Source organism: Aurantimicrobium photophilum, assembly GCF_003194085.1.
In the GTDB taxonomy this organism is placed as follows: domain Bacteria; phylum Actinomycetota; class Actinomycetes; order Actinomycetales; family Microbacteriaceae; genus Aurantimicrobium; species Aurantimicrobium photophilum.
The window spans coordinates 871649-886115 of record NZ_CP023994.1; the positions used below are offsets into that span (position 1 = coordinate 871649).

Annotated in this window: 15 protein-coding genes; 6 read left to right on the forward strand and 9 right to left on the reverse strand. The window is 51.7% G+C overall.

Annotated features, from left to right (window positions below; genetic code table 11):
- Positions 1–37 precede the first annotated feature (37 nt).
- Positions 38–1828, reverse strand: coding sequence for a DEAD/DEAH box helicase (locus AURMO_RS04325; protein WP_110233393.1), 1791 nt, complete (start codon positions 1826–1828; stop codon positions 38–40).
- A 43-nt stretch (positions 1829–1871) separates the two neighbouring features.
- Entirely contained in the window at positions 1872–2678 is an 807-nt protein-coding gene (locus AURMO_RS04330; protein WP_110233395.1) for a TrmH family RNA methyltransferase, read from the reverse strand.
- Between the two features lie 61 nt (positions 2679–2739).
- Here AURMO_RS04330 and AURMO_RS04335 point away from each other — a divergent pair, with 61 nt between their 5' ends.
- Positions 2740–3606 carry a Sir2 family NAD-dependent protein deacetylase gene (locus AURMO_RS04335; RefSeq protein WP_110234868.1) on the forward strand — a complete coding sequence of 289 codons (867 nt, stop codon included), beginning with the start codon at positions 2740–2742 and terminating at the stop codon, positions 3604–3606.
- On the opposite strand, the gene AURMO_RS04340 is transcribed toward AURMO_RS04335, so the two are convergent.
- Entirely contained in the window at positions 3571–4656 is a 1086-nt protein-coding gene (locus AURMO_RS04340) for a glycosyltransferase family 4 protein (RefSeq protein ID WP_110233397.1), read from the reverse strand. The two genes, AURMO_RS04335 and AURMO_RS04340, sit on opposite strands and share 36 nt — an antisense overlap.
- Complete coding sequence (locus AURMO_RS04345) at positions 4653–5549, reverse strand: alpha/beta fold hydrolase (protein ID WP_110233399.1); 897 nt, start codon at positions 5547–5549, stop codon at positions 4653–4655. The genes AURMO_RS04340 and AURMO_RS04345 overlap by 4 nt, the downstream gene beginning before the upstream one ends.
- 68 nt (positions 5550–5617) lie before the next feature.
- Between AURMO_RS04345 and AURMO_RS04350 the strand changes: the two genes are divergently transcribed.
- Entirely contained in the window at positions 5618–6319 is a 702-nt protein-coding gene (locus AURMO_RS04350; protein WP_162532666.1) for an exonuclease domain-containing protein, read from the forward strand.
- 61 nt (positions 6320–6380) lie between these two features.
- On the opposite strand, the gene AURMO_RS04355 is transcribed toward AURMO_RS04350, so the two are convergent.
- The 3 genes from AURMO_RS04355 to glgA form a co-directional block, all read right to left on the reverse strand.
- Positions 6381–6632, reverse strand: a complete 252-nt coding sequence (locus AURMO_RS04355) for a type B 50S ribosomal protein L31 (protein ID WP_110233403.1) — start codon at positions 6630–6632, stop codon at positions 6381–6383.
- A 106-nt stretch (positions 6633–6738) separates the two neighbouring features.
- Positions 6739–7524: an ABC transporter ATP-binding protein gene (locus AURMO_RS04360; RefSeq protein WP_110233404.1), complete on the reverse strand. Its 786-nt coding sequence runs from the start codon at positions 7522–7524 to the stop codon at positions 6739–6741.
- A gap of 19 nt (positions 7525–7543) precedes the next feature.
- Positions 7544–8728, reverse strand: coding sequence for a glycogen synthase (glgA, locus tag AURMO_RS04365; RefSeq protein ID WP_110233405.1), 1185 nt, complete (start codon positions 8726–8728; stop codon positions 7544–7546).
- A gap of 95 nt (positions 8729–8823) precedes the next feature.
- On the opposite strand from glgA, the gene glgC reads away from it, so the two are divergent.
- Both glgC and serB read left to right on the forward strand, forming a co-directional pair.
- Positions 8824–10062, forward strand: coding sequence for a glucose-1-phosphate adenylyltransferase (gene glgC, locus AURMO_RS04370; RefSeq protein WP_110233407.1), 1239 nt, complete (start codon positions 8824–8826; stop codon positions 10060–10062).
- Positions 10059–10727, forward strand: coding sequence for a phosphoserine phosphatase SerB (gene serB / locus AURMO_RS04375; protein WP_110233409.1), 669 nt, complete (start codon positions 10059–10061; stop codon positions 10725–10727). The genes glgC and serB overlap by 4 nt, the downstream gene beginning before the upstream one ends.
- Here the strand turns inward: serB and fabG are convergent.
- Positions 10724–11434, reverse strand: coding sequence for a 3-oxoacyl-ACP reductase FabG (fabG, locus tag AURMO_RS04380; RefSeq protein WP_110234869.1), 711 nt, complete (start codon positions 11432–11434; stop codon positions 10724–10726). The genes serB and fabG overlap by 4 nt on opposite strands.
- Before the next feature lie 78 nt (positions 11435–11512).
- Here fabG and AURMO_RS04385 point away from each other — a divergent pair, with 78 nt between their 5' ends.
- A complete protein-coding gene (locus tag AURMO_RS04385) occupies positions 11513–11788 on the forward strand; it encodes a DUF3099 domain-containing protein (protein ID WP_110233411.1) in 276 nt (91 codons plus the stop codon).
- On the forward strand, positions 11785–12657 hold the full coding sequence (locus tag AURMO_RS04390; protein WP_110233413.1) for an SURF1 family cytochrome oxidase biogenesis protein: 873 nt from the start codon (positions 11785–11787) through the stop codon (positions 12655–12657). The genes AURMO_RS04385 and AURMO_RS04390 overlap by 4 nt, the downstream gene beginning before the upstream one ends.
- On the opposite strand, the gene leuA is transcribed toward AURMO_RS04390, so the two are convergent.
- Complete coding sequence (leuA, locus tag AURMO_RS04395; protein WP_110233415.1) at positions 12658–14385, reverse strand: 2-isopropylmalate synthase; 1728 nt, start codon at positions 14383–14385, stop codon at positions 12658–12660.
- Positions 14386–14467 lie beyond the last annotated feature (82 nt).

Here is a 14467-nt window from a genome sequence, read left to right on the forward strand (position 1 = left end):
ATCTAGGGTGTGTCGCGGAAAAATATCGAAGATATTGCTATTTCACGGGCGAAGAGATGCGGCGACGCATCAGGTCAATACGTGCTTGCAACTGCGCAACTGTTGCCTGAGCCACTGCAGGTCCACCACAGGTTTGGCGAAGTTCGGTATGAATAATTCCATGAGGAGTATTCGTTTGCTTACTCCACAGCGCCACCAAAGAGTTGAGAAGTGCCCGCTGTTCTTTCAAGCTGCGGTGTAGGGGTATTGACTTATTGACTGCAACGTCACTGGAACGGCCAGCGCCGCGTTGAGCTTGACGACGTTGGCGATGGCGCAGGAGATCCGAAATTTGTTCTGGCTCCAAGATGCCGGGAATTCCAATGAAGTCGAACTCTTCCGGTGAGCCCGGTTCTGCATAGCCGCCAAACTCTTCTCCCTGGAACATCACCATGTCAAAGTTGGCATCGGAACCGAGGAACGCATACTCCCCTAGATCGTCTTCAAGAGTGTTTGAGGCAGATTCTTCACGCTGAGCTTGATCGAAGGCATCCATTTCTGGATATTCTTCGTCACCGGGTGTTGCTCTTCTCTCTAATGCGTGATCTCGTTGAAGCTCTAGTTCCTGAGCAAGTTGCATGAGTTGTGGAACATTGGGGAGAAATACGGTTGCAGTTTCACCGCGGCGACGTGCCCGCACGAAACGGCCAATCGCTTGCGCAAAGTAGAGCGGTGTTGCAGCACTCGTGGCATAAACACCGACGGCCAATCGGGGAACATCAACACCTTCAGAAACCATGCGGACGGCAACCATCCACCTAGAAGTATCTGCTGAGAACTCGTCGATCTTCTGTCCGCCACCGGATTCATCGCTCAGAACTACAGTTGGTTCCTCACCTGTGATTTCGAACAGGACTTTTGCATAGGCGCGGGCATCGTCTTGATCGGTAGCAATGACAAGCCCAGCAGCGTCGGGTATTGACTGCCTGACTTCAGTAAGCCGATTGTTTGCAGCTTGCATGACCTGGGGTATCCAGTCACCACCTGGATCTAAAGCAGCACGCCAAGCCTGGGAGGTCACGTCTTTGGTGTTGTCTTGGCCAAGACGAGCTTCCATCTCATCGCCGGCGCGAGTCCGCCAACGCATAGAACCGGCATAGACCATAAACATCACAGGTCGAACGACTCCGTCGTGGAGAGCTCGGCCATAGCCATAGTCATAATCAGTCTGAGAGACAAGAACGCCATCACGATCAGGCAAGTACGACACGAAAGGAATCGGAGCTGTGTCACTGCGGAAGGGGGTCCCAGTCAGAGATAGACGTCTCTCAGCTCGACTAAAGGCAATGCGGAGCGCATCACCCCAACTCAACGCATCACCGCCATGATGAACTTCATCCATGATGACCAGAGTTCTGGCCGAATCAGTGAGATCTTGATGAATATGTGCCTTCATCGCAATCTGGGCATAGGTCACAGCAACCCCATGGAATTGACGACCATGGCGCTTCTGAGCGTTGCTGAAATTCGGGTCGAGGCGAATACCCACCTTATGCGCCGCATCTGCCCATTGGGTCTTGAGGTGCTCGGTGGGGGTGACAACCGTAATACGGTCAATAGTTCTCCGGCGCAACAGTTCTGTAGCTAGTCGAAGAGCGAATGTGGTCTTTCCCGCACCAGGTGTCGCTGCAGCGAGAAAATCCTTGGGTTCATTCTGGAAGTAGGCGTCTAACGCCTCAGTTTGCCACGCACGAAGGTTGTCTGCTGTTCCCCAGGGCGCACGTGCCGGATATGCAGGAGAAAGATGTTCTGCGGCGAACGAGCCAATATGCGTCTGTTCACCGGTCATGATGAACCAATACTAAGAAAGAATCGGCGCAATGACTGATCGGTCACTCGGTGAGTGCGTATAAAGCGACCGCGCTCGCCGAAGCAACGTTCAATGAATCCACACCGTGCAACATAGGAATGGTGACGACGGTGTCACATGCCTCTAATGCTTGACGACTGAGGCCATCACCTTCAGAACCGAATACCAGAGCAATTTTCGAACGTGGATTGGACGCAAACTCTCTGAGCGATACAGCATCATCAGAAAGAGCCATTGCTGCGATGTGAAAACCAGACTCATGAAGAATTTCACGTGCTTCTGGCCATTCAGGCAACCTCGTCCAGGGAACCTGGAGCACTGTGCCCATAGAAACACGCACAGAACGTCGATACAGCGGATCCGCACATCTGGGAGTGATGAGAACAGCATCAGCACCTAAACCTGCTACTGCACGGAATATCGCCCCCACGTTCGTGTGATCGACGATGTCTTCCAGCACAACGACGCGAGTGGCATTGGCTAGTAAATCTGGTACTGAAGGAAGCTCTGGTCGCTGCATCGATGCGAGAGCACCACGGTGCATTTCAAAACCGGTTAATTCCTGAAGCAATTCAGAACTTCCGACATAAATGATGCACTCAGGGAAATCTGCCACCAGAGGCTCAATGTCAGCTAGCCATTGTTCTTGCAGGAGAACCGAACGCGGAATGTGGCCAGCATTCACAGCGCGTTGAATGACCTTGCTCGACTCTGCGATGTAGAGGCCACGTTCAGGTTCAGTCACTTTGCGAAGTGCCACATCTGTCAGCGAGACATAATCCTGAAGACCGTTGTGTGAGAGATCAGTGATGCGAACAACGGAAGCCATGAGTTCAGTTTGGCAGTAACTCGAAACATGAACGAAACGAGAGTGTTTTATGCTTGCGGCCATGGCCGCAATTCTGGAGCACAACACTCATGTCGAAGGCATTGAGTCTTTAGTTGAGCTCATTAATGGCCGCCGTGTTGCCGTACTCACAGGTGCAGGTGTATCCACGGACTCAGGGATTCCTGATTACCGCGGTAAGGGTGCCTCAAAGCGCACTCCCATGAACATCAGCGATTTCCTCTCCTCCCCCTCGTCTAGGCAGCGCTACTGGGCTGGTGCTCATGTTGGATGGAAGTCATTTTCTGATGCGCAACCCAACCAGGGGCATCTGGCACTCGCCGCCATGGAACAAGCCGGCATTATCGAAGGCGTTATTAGCCAAAATGTTGACGGACTTCATCGCCGTGCTGGAAGTTCACATGTTGTTGATCTTCACGGCAGCTTGGATCGAGTTATTTGTCTCGATTGTGGTCAGCAGTTTGACCGTTCTGGTGTTGAAAAGAAACTCAGTTTCCTCAACCCTTGGCTTGATGAATTGAGCAATATTGTCCTCGCTCCAGATGGTGACGTGGATGTGACCGACTACAGCTCAGTCGAGGTGCCTACGTGTTCAGTCTGTGACGGGATTCTTAAGCCGGACGTCGTGTTTTTCGGAGAATTTGTTCCACCGAAGATTTTTTCTGCAGCGACTGGATTAGTAAAACGTGCGGATGTTCTCCTCATTGCAGGATCCTCACTCGCGGTGAATTCGGGAATTCGCCTTCTTGACCAAGCAAGGCGTCAGCGTATGCCGATTATCATCATCAACCGAGGTGAGACAAAAGGCGATAAGAAAGCTTCCATCAAGTTAGAAGCCGGAACAAGTGATGTCTTGAGCTCTTTAGCAGTGAGCTTAGGAGCGGGACACCTTTACGAGGACATCGAGTAAGTCTGCCGCTGACTTCTTCCAGCTAAACAAGGAAGCTTGTTTTTTGCACAGTTCCGAAACTTCCGTCCATGTTGCCTCATGAGTGAGTGACGTAATGGCGTCAGCAAATGCTTGCGGATCTTTCACATTCGCAAATAGTGCTGCCTCTCCCCCAATTTCATGAAATATCGGGATATCTGAAACCACTACTGGTGTTCCTAAGCTCATTGCTTCAACCAAAGGAATACCGAAACCTTCGTCTTTAGAAGCACTGACTAAAGCTGTCGCATGGGTCAACAGGTCGAAATAGTCCTCATCCGTCGTTCCATTGTGGAAATGAATCTTGGCTTCTGGAGCGAGTGCACTCAATCGTTGACGATCCTGCTCGGAAATCTGGCTTGTGAGGTGCAGGGTGAAATCAGGAAGGAGAGCAACTGCTTTCACGAGCGTCTCCACGTTTTTGTAGGGCATGAAAGAGCCCATATAGACCAGCGATTTTATGCGGCTAGCAGCCGGGTTTACGACGATGTCTGATTGTGGTTGATCAGCAGCATTGTGAACGACAAACACAGGCTTAGTAGTGAGCTTGTGATCATGAATGAGTTTCTTGGTTGTTTCTGACACAGCAACAACAGCATCACTATGAGCCAGCAACATCTTCTGAGGCCACCAGGCGGTGTGATACAGACGCCACATCAACCTAATCGGCCAGGAAAACTGACGCGGAGGGGTCGGGTGACTGTAATAAATCAAGTCGTGCACTGTCAGAACGAGTTTGTATCTGCGCCCTCGAGCGCCAATGGTCTGCATGGGGCTGAAGACGATGTCGGGAGATAGTTTGTTGATCTGCGTCGCAACAAACGGTTCACGAGGACTTGTCGGCGAACTTATCAACTCGTAGCTAAGTTCTGGCAACATGCCTAGTTGTTTTTCATCACTGATGAGCATGATGAGCTCATCACCTCGTTGAGCTGCTAGTGGAGCGAGTTGCTCAACTAGGCGGGCACTAAATCGTGAAATCCCGTCATGATGATCAGTTCGGACATAACGGCAATCAAAAGCAATTTTCACGATGCTGCCTTGAGCCCAAGAAAGTCTCGAATATTGCGTGCAGCAAAATCAGGAGCTTCGTAGTGAACAAGGTGCCCCACGCCTTCAACAATTTCAAGTCGAGTGCCAGGAATACGGGAAGCAAGTAGCTTCTGCTCAGGTAGTGCGGTGATGTCGTCTTTGTCTGCAACCAGCATCATCAGTTCCTGGTGGATATCTGGAGCAAATTGAGACACATCATTAGAAACTGATGTTTCGAACGCTTCAAGTACAGAGTCACGTGAGGCAAACAGGCTGAAGTATTGATCATGCTGTTCGTGAATCCATTGACGCAGATTGGGGTCTTTTGTCTTCGCCATCGTTTCACTCATGACTCGCACAATGGCTTTGTTCTTGAGCAGGGCATAGCCAGATTTCGCAGGTAATGCTGCTGCGGCTTTGTAATAGAGGACCGCCAGACGAGTCATAAACCCTCGAGGACCCTTGAGAGCATTTGCCGCAATGGGGTTGATCAGAATGGCACGCTTATTGGGAAGTCCAGTAGCAAGAGAAGCACCAACAACGATGGAACCGAATGAATGGCCAAGTATGGCCGAACTCTCCGCGTTGAGTGTAGTGATGAAACCAGAAAGCCAATGGGCATAAGAATTGATATCTGCTCGGCTTGGTAGTGCGTCCGAAATTCCAAATCCGGGAAGATCAGGAATGATGACATGAACATCGGCGCCGAGTTCAGCAACTATCGGTTCCAAACCGTGGTGATCGCCGCGAAATCCGTGAATCATGACCAGCTGAACTGGTGATGAAACATCTCCGTATTCCCAATAGTGGGTTGTAACTCCATCAACGACGACAGAAGCTTCGACAGTGGGAATCACAGCGAGCTTATGGGCATAAGGAGATACAGCAGGCATTGCCTCAAGTGTAGGCGCACCGAGGCATAAGCCGGCTCATGTCGGGGGTTCAACCTAGAGTGATTTACGTGACCAACACTGGATTGCCCGAATGGGCCAACGTTATTGCCGTATTCGATACAGAGACGACAGGTATCGCTCCAGAAACGACCCGTATCGTTTCTGCGCATGTGAGCGTCCTGAACCCTTATGGCGAAGTGGAAGACCCCACCAACTGGCTCATTGACTGTGGAATTGATATTCCTGAGCAAGCAACCGCAGTTCATGGCATCACCACCGAGCGCATGCGTGCTGAAGGAGCACCCGCAGCAGACAGTATCTACGAAATCTTAACCAAGATTCAGGGTTTTCTTTCTGCAGGTATCGGTGTTGTGGCATACAACGCTGCTTATGACTTCACCATCTTGGACCGTGAAGCGAAGCGTTATGGTTTTGATCCTCTTGACGTTCCAGCCCCCATCATCGACCCGCTCATTATTGATAAGCAGGTTGATAAATATCGCAAGGGTAAGCGCACTCTTGAAGCGGCTGCAGCCCATTACGGTGTTGCCCTCACAGATGCTCACGACGCTTCAGCGGATGCAATTGCAGCTGGTCGTGTTGCGCAAGCAATCGGAAAGAAATATGCCGCCGATCTGGCATACCCTGCTCGTGAACTGCATGACCTACAGGTCACCTGGGCCAAAGAGCAGGCAGAAAGCTATGCGACCTGGCGTCGCAGCCAGAACCTTCCTGTATATCCAGGTGATGGCCTCTGGCCAGTGCGCTAAGCGCACTAAGTTTACGAAGAAAGCCCGGTCAATGACCGGGCTTTCTTGTTGAATATGAAGTTTACTGACCGAAACCAGCGAAACGCTTGTTGAACTTCTCCACACGACCGGCGGAGTCCATGATGCGCTGCTTACCGGTGTAGAAGGGGTGAGAAGCGTTGGAAATTTCAACGTCAATGATGGGGTACTCGTTGCCGTCAGTCCACGTGGTGGTCTTAGAGCTGGTGAGAGTGGAACGGGTCAGGAACGACTCGCCCGAAGCAAGGTCGTGGAAGACGACGGGTGCGTACTCGGGGTGGATGTCAGACTTCATCAGGATTTTCCTTCAATAGGGACGTTGCTCAACACATGATGTGAGGAACAAAAGCTTGCGGCCATTCGCCTTGCGAACAAGGCCGACTCACAATGTTATCAGAAACTCAGAGACTTGCTTGTGCAGAGTATCGACCGTCGTTGTTGTAGACGGTTACCTTCACCCCAAAAACATCAGTGAGGTTCTCACTTGTCAAGGTTGAAGCGATAGGACCTGCGTATGCCGCTCCCCCGTCTTTCACCAGGAGAACGTGAGTAAATCCACGTGGAATTTCTTCCACATGGTGCGTCACCATGATGATGGCGGGAGCAGAAGGGTTGCCAGCAAAGTAACCGAGCATCTGCATAATTTCTTCACGAGAACCAAGATCGAGACCAGCTGTGGGTTCATCAAGCAGAAGAAGTTCAGGGTCGGTCATGATGGAGCGGGCAATTTGCATGCGCTTTGCTTCACCCTCTGAAAGAGAAACGAGCGTCCGATCTGACAGAGATTCAAGACGCCATTCAGCAAGTACACGACGAGCCCGACGAATATCAAGGTCTTCGAATTGTTCCCCGCGACGTTCAGCTGCGGCATATGCAGCGGTAATGACTGCGTCTGAAACGGTCTCAGTGGGAGGAATCCTCTTTGACATGCTGGAAGATGCATAGCCAACACGTGGACGCAACCATTCTGGATCAGCTGTAGAGAGGTCCTCATCAAGAACAGTTACCTGCCCACTGGATGGAACATCCCACCCGGCAGCCATATCCAGCAGCGAAGTCTTTCCTGCACCGTTAGCGCCGAGAATAATCCAGCGCTGATCACTGGTTACCTCCCAGTTCAGGTTGTTGACAACGGTGTTGCCGTCGCGAACGAGAGAAGCGTTAGAAAAACGAAGAACCTGAACCATGCCTCAATGCTAACGAGAGTTAGCCTGTGACGAGGTTGTAAATCGCCCGTGTTTGGTCAGCAATTGCCATCCAGTCGAAGTGAACACGTGCTCGTTCGCGAGCAGCGACACCCATTTCCTGAGCTCGTGATGGATCTGAAACGGCCACCCGCATCGCTTCGGCCAAATCAGTGATGTACTTTTCAGGATTAATCGGAGTACCCGTGCCGTCTTGAACTTGTTCAATAGGGACCAACCACCCCGTGACACCGTCCTCAACGACCTCAGGAATTCCTCCAGTAGCAGTACCGACGACAGGGATGCCACAAGCCATTGCTTCTAGATTCACAATTCCAAGCGGCTCATATATCGATGGGCACACAAATGTCGTTGCAGCGCTCAATATCGCTGCAAGTTCATGACGTGGCAGATGATCTGTAATCCAGATGACCCCGTCACGCTGAGCTTGTAAAGCTGAAACCTTTGATTCAACTTCTGCTTTGATTTCAGGAGTATCTGGGGCTCCTGCACACAAAATGAGTTGAACGTCCTCCGGAAGGCGTTCAGCGGCTTCCAAGAGGTATGGCAAACCCTTTTGACGCGTGATGCGACCTACGAAGACAACCGAAGGGCGAGATGCGTCGATTCCCCACCTTTCCAGGAGTTCTGGATTAGATGTGGGCGCCCAGGCATCCACATCGATGCCGTTGTGAACGACATGCACCTTGTTGGGGTCGATGTTTGGATAACTTCTGAGAATGTCGAGGCGCATGCCGGCACTCACAGCAATCACAGCATTGGCAGATTCGTAGGCGGATTTCTCAATCTCGCTGGAGACGCGGTAACCGCCTCCAAGTTGTTCTGCCTTCCAGGGACGGAGTGGCTCAAGACTATGGGCCGTAATCACGTGTGGAATTCCATGCAGAAGTTGAGCCACTCTTCCAGCTTCATTGGCATACCACGTGTGTGAGTGAACGAGATCAGCACCGGCAGCATCGTTCGCCATGAGGAGGTCAACACCAATGGTTTGAAGTGCGGCGTTTGCTGAGGTGAGCTCAGTAGGGACCGTGTAACTGGTCACATCTTTTTCGTTACGAGGCGCACCAAAGCAACGAACTTGTACTTCTTCTGTGACACGCAATGCCTTGACCAATTCGGCAACGTGAACGCCCGCACCGCCATAAATCTCTGGTGGATATTCCTTGGTCAATAAATCAATGCGCATGTGAAGAACTTTATAACCCTCCGAGGGTTAAAGTCCTCACGTAATCTTTCCCAATACGTTGCGTATCTGTTACATGAGTGTCCTACTGTTGAGTCATGCCAAAGAAGGTTTTCGGAATTGTTCTCGCCGGCGGCGAGGGCAAACGCCTCATGCCCCTGACAGAAGACCGTGCGAAACCAGCTGTGCCCTTTGGTGGGCAATATCGCTTGGTTGACTTCGCTATCTCCAACCTCATCAACTCTGGCCTACGCCAGATTGTGGTGTTGACACAGTACAAGTCGCACTCGCTTGACCGCCATGTATCACAGACCTGGCGCATGTCTGGCCTTCTTGGTTCCTACGTAGCTTCTGTACCTGCACAACAACGCCTGGGTAAGCGTTGGTTCTCCGGAAGCGCCGATGCCATCTTGCAGAGCCTGAACCTCATTCGCGACGAAAAGCCTGACATTGTTGTGGTGGTTGGTGCAGATCACGTCTACCGCATGGATTTCGATCAAATGATCCAAGCGCACATCGAATCAGGCAAGAAAGCAACCGTTGCAGCTATCCGTCAACCTATCCGTCTTGCTGATCAATTCGGTGTGATTGAAGTTGATAGCAAAGATGTCACCAAGATTGGTCGTTTCCGCGAAAAGCCCTCTGATGCAATTGGTCTTCCCGACAATCCTGAAGAAGTTCTCGTTTCGATGGGAAACTACGTCTTTGACGCAGATGCACTCATCGAGGCAGTTGAATCAGATGGAGAATTAGCTGATTCCAGCCACGACATGGGTGGTGACATCATTCCTTACTTCGTCGCCAAGGACGAGGCGGGTGTGTATGACTTCAACCGCAATGCTGTTCCAGGCTCCACAGAGCGTGACAAGTACTACTGGCGTGATGTAGGGAGCATTGACAGCTTCTTTGATGCTCACATGGACTTGATTTCAACCCTTCCAGTTTTCAACCTCTACAACACTGATTGGCCGATTTACTCGATGCAGGTGAATTCACCACCTGCCAAATTCGTTCGTGATGCACGCGGTCGCGTTGGGGCAACAATCGACTCGGTTGTTTCACTTGGCTCCCTTTTGTCAGGAGCTCACATCGAACGAAGTGTTCTTGGTCCATGGTGTGAAGTGAATTCTGGTGCGAGTGTGCATGACTCCATCGTCTTTGACCACGTTGAGATTGGTTCAGACGCTGAAATTCGTCGAGCTATTCTGGATAAGGCAGTTGTAGTTGAGAACGGCGCCAAGATTGGTGTCGATCACGACCGTGACCGAGCTCGTGGTTTCACTGTGACCGAGTCAGGCATCACCGTTGTGGGTAAGGGAGTACGAGTAGCGCCATGACCGAAGTCCGTAACGAACTAGCCGATACGGATTCGAAGCGCTTTCTCGTCGTTCTCGACGTTGATTCAACACTGATCGAAAACGAAGCAATTGAACTCATTGCTGCAGAAGCTGGTTCTTTAGAACTTGTTGCTGCTGTGACTGAACGTGCCATGCGTGGTGAACTCGACTTTGCCGAAAGTTTGCGTGAACGCGTGGCGACCTTATCGGGGCTACCAGAGAGTGTCTTTGACACTGTTCGTTCACAGATATCTGTCACACGAGGCGCTCAAGCGCTTATTGCCGCAGTCAAAGAACACGGCGGTCATGTTGGAGTTGTCAGCGGAGGGTTCCACGAACTCCTGGACCCACTTGCCACATCACTTGGGCTCGATTTCTGGAAAGCGAACCGTCTCGAAATAGTCGACGGAAAACTCACCGGCAAAGTTCTGGGAGATATTGTCGACGCTCAAACAAAGGCAGACACTCTGATCGAGTGGGCAAACCTGACCAACACTCCCCTGGCTCAGACGGTGGCCATCGGAGATGGCGCTAATGACCTCACCATGATGGGTGTTGCAGGACTGGGTATCGCTTTTTGCGCCAAACCAATTGTGCAAGAACATGCAGATGTCGCACTCAATGAGCGCGATCTCAGCAAAGCTTTGGGCTTATTTGGGCTTTAGTGGCCCATGCCCAATCCACCGTCAACGGGAATAACGGCGCCAGAAATATAACCAGCGTCATCTGAAGCTAACCACGCACAAACCTTGGCGACTTCAGAAGGCTGAGCAAAACGACCGGCGGGAATGTTCTTGCGGTACTGCTCCTGCTGCTCTTCAGGTAGTGCGGCGGTCATATCGGTTTCAATGAAGCCAGGAGCAACAACGTTCGCAGTAATACCGCGTGCGCCAAGTTCACGTGTGAGCGAACGAGCCATGCCAACCAGCGCGCTCTTCGAAGAAGAGTAGTTCACCTGCCCGGCAGAGCCGTAAAGACCGACAACAGAAGAGATCAAAACAATTCGGCCGAAACGAGCCTTAAGCATTCCCTTGACGGCACGCTTGACTACCTTGAATGTTCCGCCGAGGTTGGTATCAACAACGGAATCGAATTCTTCATCAGTCATACGCATGACCAGAGTGTCTTTGGTGATGCCCGCGTTAGCAATGAGAACTTCAACAGGACCAAGCTTCGACTCAACCTCTGCATATGCAGCATCCAGTGAAGCACCGTCTGTCACGTCAGCACGAACCGTCAGAGAACCAGCAGGACCCTCACCAGAACGGGCAGTAACTGCCACACGGTGTCCCTGGGCGATGAACTCTTCAGCAAGAGCGAAACCAATTCCACGGTTTCCACCAGTGATAAGAACGGTACGAACGGTCACAATTCCTCCAGTCGGATGCATTGAAAGCCAGCTTAGCCGTAGGCTAGTAACACCACATCAAACGTTGGGACATCGCCGACAATGAAGAAACAACTTCAGTCTGCAACATCGCTTCCGCTCGCTCCTGTTGATGAGCGTCGCATTCGCATGATCAAGTATTCGATTGCCATGGCAATCCGTATGGCGTGCATCGTGGCCATGCTGTTTGTTTCTGGTTGGTGGCTTGTCGTGTGCGCCACAGGGGCAATTGTCCTGCCCTACTTTGCCATGATCATTGCGAACGTAAAAATGGCTCCTCAACAGGGATTTGTTGAGCGTCCAGCAACGATTGTTCTGTACCAAGAGAAGTCGAATTGAGTCCAGTTTCACAACAGGGAACTCAGCACGTCCCCTGGTATCGCGTTGCATTTACTAAGCGCTGGCTGAGCTATTTGCTGCTAACAGCTCTCTTCGCTGGTACCTGCGTTGCTCTGTCGAACTGGCAATTTGCGAGAAGGGATGAAGCCCAGCAAGAGATCGCTCGCGTCCTCACAAACTACAACGCAGTCCCTCAACCGATTGAATCTGTTATCCCCCAGCTAGATGCTTTCAATCAGGATGACAAGTGGATTCCAGTTACCGTAACCGGTACGTATTTAACCGAAAATCAACTCATTGTTCGTAGTCGCCCACGAGAACAAGTTGCTGGAGTGGAGGTCCTCACTCCCCTCCGCATGTCCAACGGATCTGTATTCATTGTTAATCGTGGTTGGCTTCCTGCGAACGAGAACCCAAAGGATCCATACATCATCCCAGAACCGCCCGCTGGTGTAGTGACTGTGGTGGCACGCTTGAAAGCGAGCGAGCCCAGCATTCCTGGCCGGAGCATGGCTGATGGGCAATTAGCAACAATTGAACTTCCCCTTATTCAAGAAGTACTCAACCAGCCCATCTACACCGGAGCCTACGGATTACTCGATTCAGAATCGCCTGCGGCGGTTGAAACTGCACCGCTTCCTGCCCTCAAACCTTCACTCGATGAAGGTGCACACCTGAGTTACGCCTTCCAGTGGATCATGTTTGGCATTTTGGCATTCATTGGTTTGGGTTGGGCAGTGCGCAATGAAATGCGCATCCGGAATTCTGAAACAGAAGCTGGTCAAGCCAAACTGGCTGAGAAAGCTCGAAAGCGCAAAACACGCCCCACCGAGGAAGACATCGAAGATGCCATCCTCGACAGCCAGTAACTATCGAACTGCGCGGTTGATGGCAGAAACGACTGCCTTGAGTGATGCAGTAGAGATATCTGAATCAATACCGACACCCCACAGGCGAGTTCCATTGACGTTGAGCTCCACATAAGCCGCGGCCATAGCGTCTCCACCTGCAGACAGAGTGTGTTCAACGTAGTCGAAGAGCTCCACCTCGATGCCCTGAGCGGCCATCAGCTTGAGGAAAGCATCGATTGGACCGTTTCCTACTGTGTCCTGACGTGAGACGGTTTCGCCATCACGCAGGTCAACAGAGAGCTTGAGGGTGCCATTGAAGTCGCTCTCGGTGCGGCTACCAGTGAGTTCGAAACGACCCCATTTGTTTGCCACATCCTTCGCAGGAAGATACTCATCTTGGAAAATCTCCCAGAGATCATCACTGGAAACTTCTCCACCCTCAGCATCGGTCTTGTGCTGAACTACGCCGGAGAATTCAATCTGCAGACGACGTGGAAGTTCGAGGTTGTGGTCCTTCTTGAGCAGGTAAGCCACACCACCCTTACCCGATTGTGAATTAACCCGGATCACAGCCTCATAGCTACGACCGAGATCCTTAGGGTCTACAGGAAGGTATGGAACAGCCCATACCAAGTTGTCGACATGGGTGCCTTGAGCCTGGGCATCTGCTGCCATGCGCTCAAAGCCCTTCTTGATGGCGTCTTGGTGTGAACCAGAGAAGGCCGTGTACACCAGGTCACCAGCCCAAGGGCTGCGCTCGTGCACCTTGAGCTGGTTACAGTACTCCGCGGTGCGCTTGACCTCGTCAAGGTTGCTGAAGTCGATCTGTGGGTCAATACCCTGGGTAAACATGTTGATACCAAGAGCAACGAGGTCCACGTTTCCGGTGCGCTCGCCGTTTCCGAAGAGACATCCCTCGATGCGGTCTGCGCCAGCCATGTATCCGAGCTCTGCGGCAGCAACTGCCGTTCCACGGTCATTGTGAGGGTGCAACGAAATCAGAACGTTCTCGCGGTGTGCGAGGTTACGACCCATCCATTCGATGGAGTCTGCATAGACGTTGGGTGAAGCCATTTCCACGGTTGCTGGAAGGTTAATGATGACCTTGCGCTCAGGAGTGGGTTCAAGGATCTCGAGAACCGCGTTACAGACCTCAACGGCGTATTCGAGTTCAGTGCCTGTGAAGCTCTCAGGCGAGTATTCGTAATAGACCTGTGTCTGCGGAATGGTCTTTTCCATTTCGCGACAGAAACGAGCGCCGTGAAGGGCGATATCCATGATTCCTTGACGGTCTTCACGGAAGACAACTACACGCTGCAAAATGCTGGTGGAGTTATAGAAGTGAACAATTGCTTGCTTAGCGCCAGCAATAGCTTCGTAGGTGCGCTCAATGAGGTGGTCACGCGCCTGAGTCAACACCTGAATGGTGACGTCATCAGGAATGGCATTTTCTTCAATGAGTGAACGTACAAAATCAAAATCAGTCTGGCTCGCCGAGGGGAAACCTACTTCGATTTCCTTGTAGCCCATCTTCACGAGGAGATCGAACATAATGCGCTTACGTTCAGGGCTCATCGGGTCGATCAGTGCTTGGTTTCCATCACGCAGATCCACAGCACACCAAATGGGTGCCTTCTCGATGCGCTTACCTGGCCAGGTGCGGTCTGTCAGGTCAATGCCGAGAGACTCGTGATACGGACGATACTTGTGCACTGGCATTGTGCTGGGGGTTTGATTGTTCTTCATGCTTTTTTCTCCTCGCGGGTGGTGGTCAGCCAACGGGCGTCTCCGCGACGAGGGAGGCCTATTTAGTGGACTCGTCGCGGCA

What these genes read in the sequence shown, in the direction of transcription:
- AURMO_RS04325 (WP_110233393.1), bottom strand. Translation starts at nt 1,828, where the DNA reads ATGACCGGTGAACAGACGCATATTGGCTCGTTCGCCGCAGAACATCTT.
- AURMO_RS04330 (WP_110233395.1), bottom strand. Translation starts at nt 2,678, where the DNA reads ATGGCTTCCGTTGTTCGCATCACTGATCTCTCACACAACGGTCTTCAG.
- AURMO_RS04335 (WP_110234868.1), top strand. Translation starts at nt 2,740, where the DNA reads ATGGCCGCAATTCTGGAGCACAACACTCATGTCGAAGGCATTGAGTCT.
- AURMO_RS04345 (WP_110233399.1), bottom strand. Translation starts at nt 5,549, where the DNA reads ATGCCTGCTGTATCTCCTTATGCCCATAAGCTCGCTGTGATTCCCACT.
- AURMO_RS04355 (WP_110233403.1), bottom strand. Translation starts at nt 6,632, where the DNA reads ATGAAGTCTGACATCCACCCCGAGTACGCACCCGTCGTCTTCCACGAC.
- AURMO_RS04360 (WP_110233404.1), bottom strand. Translation starts at nt 7,524, where the DNA reads ATGGTTCAGGTTCTTCGTTTTTCTAACGCTTCTCTCGTTCGCGACGGC.
- glgA (WP_110233405.1), bottom strand. Translation starts at nt 8,728, where the DNA reads ATGCGCATTGATTTATTGACCAAGGAATATCCACCAGAGATTTATGGC.
- glgC (WP_110233407.1), top strand. Translation starts at nt 8,824, where the DNA reads ATGCCAAAGAAGGTTTTCGGAATTGTTCTCGCCGGCGGCGAGGGCAAA.
- serB (WP_110233409.1), top strand. Translation starts at nt 10,059, where the DNA reads ATGACCGAAGTCCGTAACGAACTAGCCGATACGGATTCGAAGCGCTTT.
- AURMO_RS04385 (WP_110233411.1), top strand. Translation starts at nt 11,513, where the DNA reads ATGAAGAAACAACTTCAGTCTGCAACATCGCTTCCGCTCGCTCCTGTT.
- leuA (WP_110233415.1), bottom strand. Translation starts at nt 14,385, where the DNA reads ATGAAGAACAATCAAACCCCCAGCACAATGCCAGTGCACAAGTATCGT.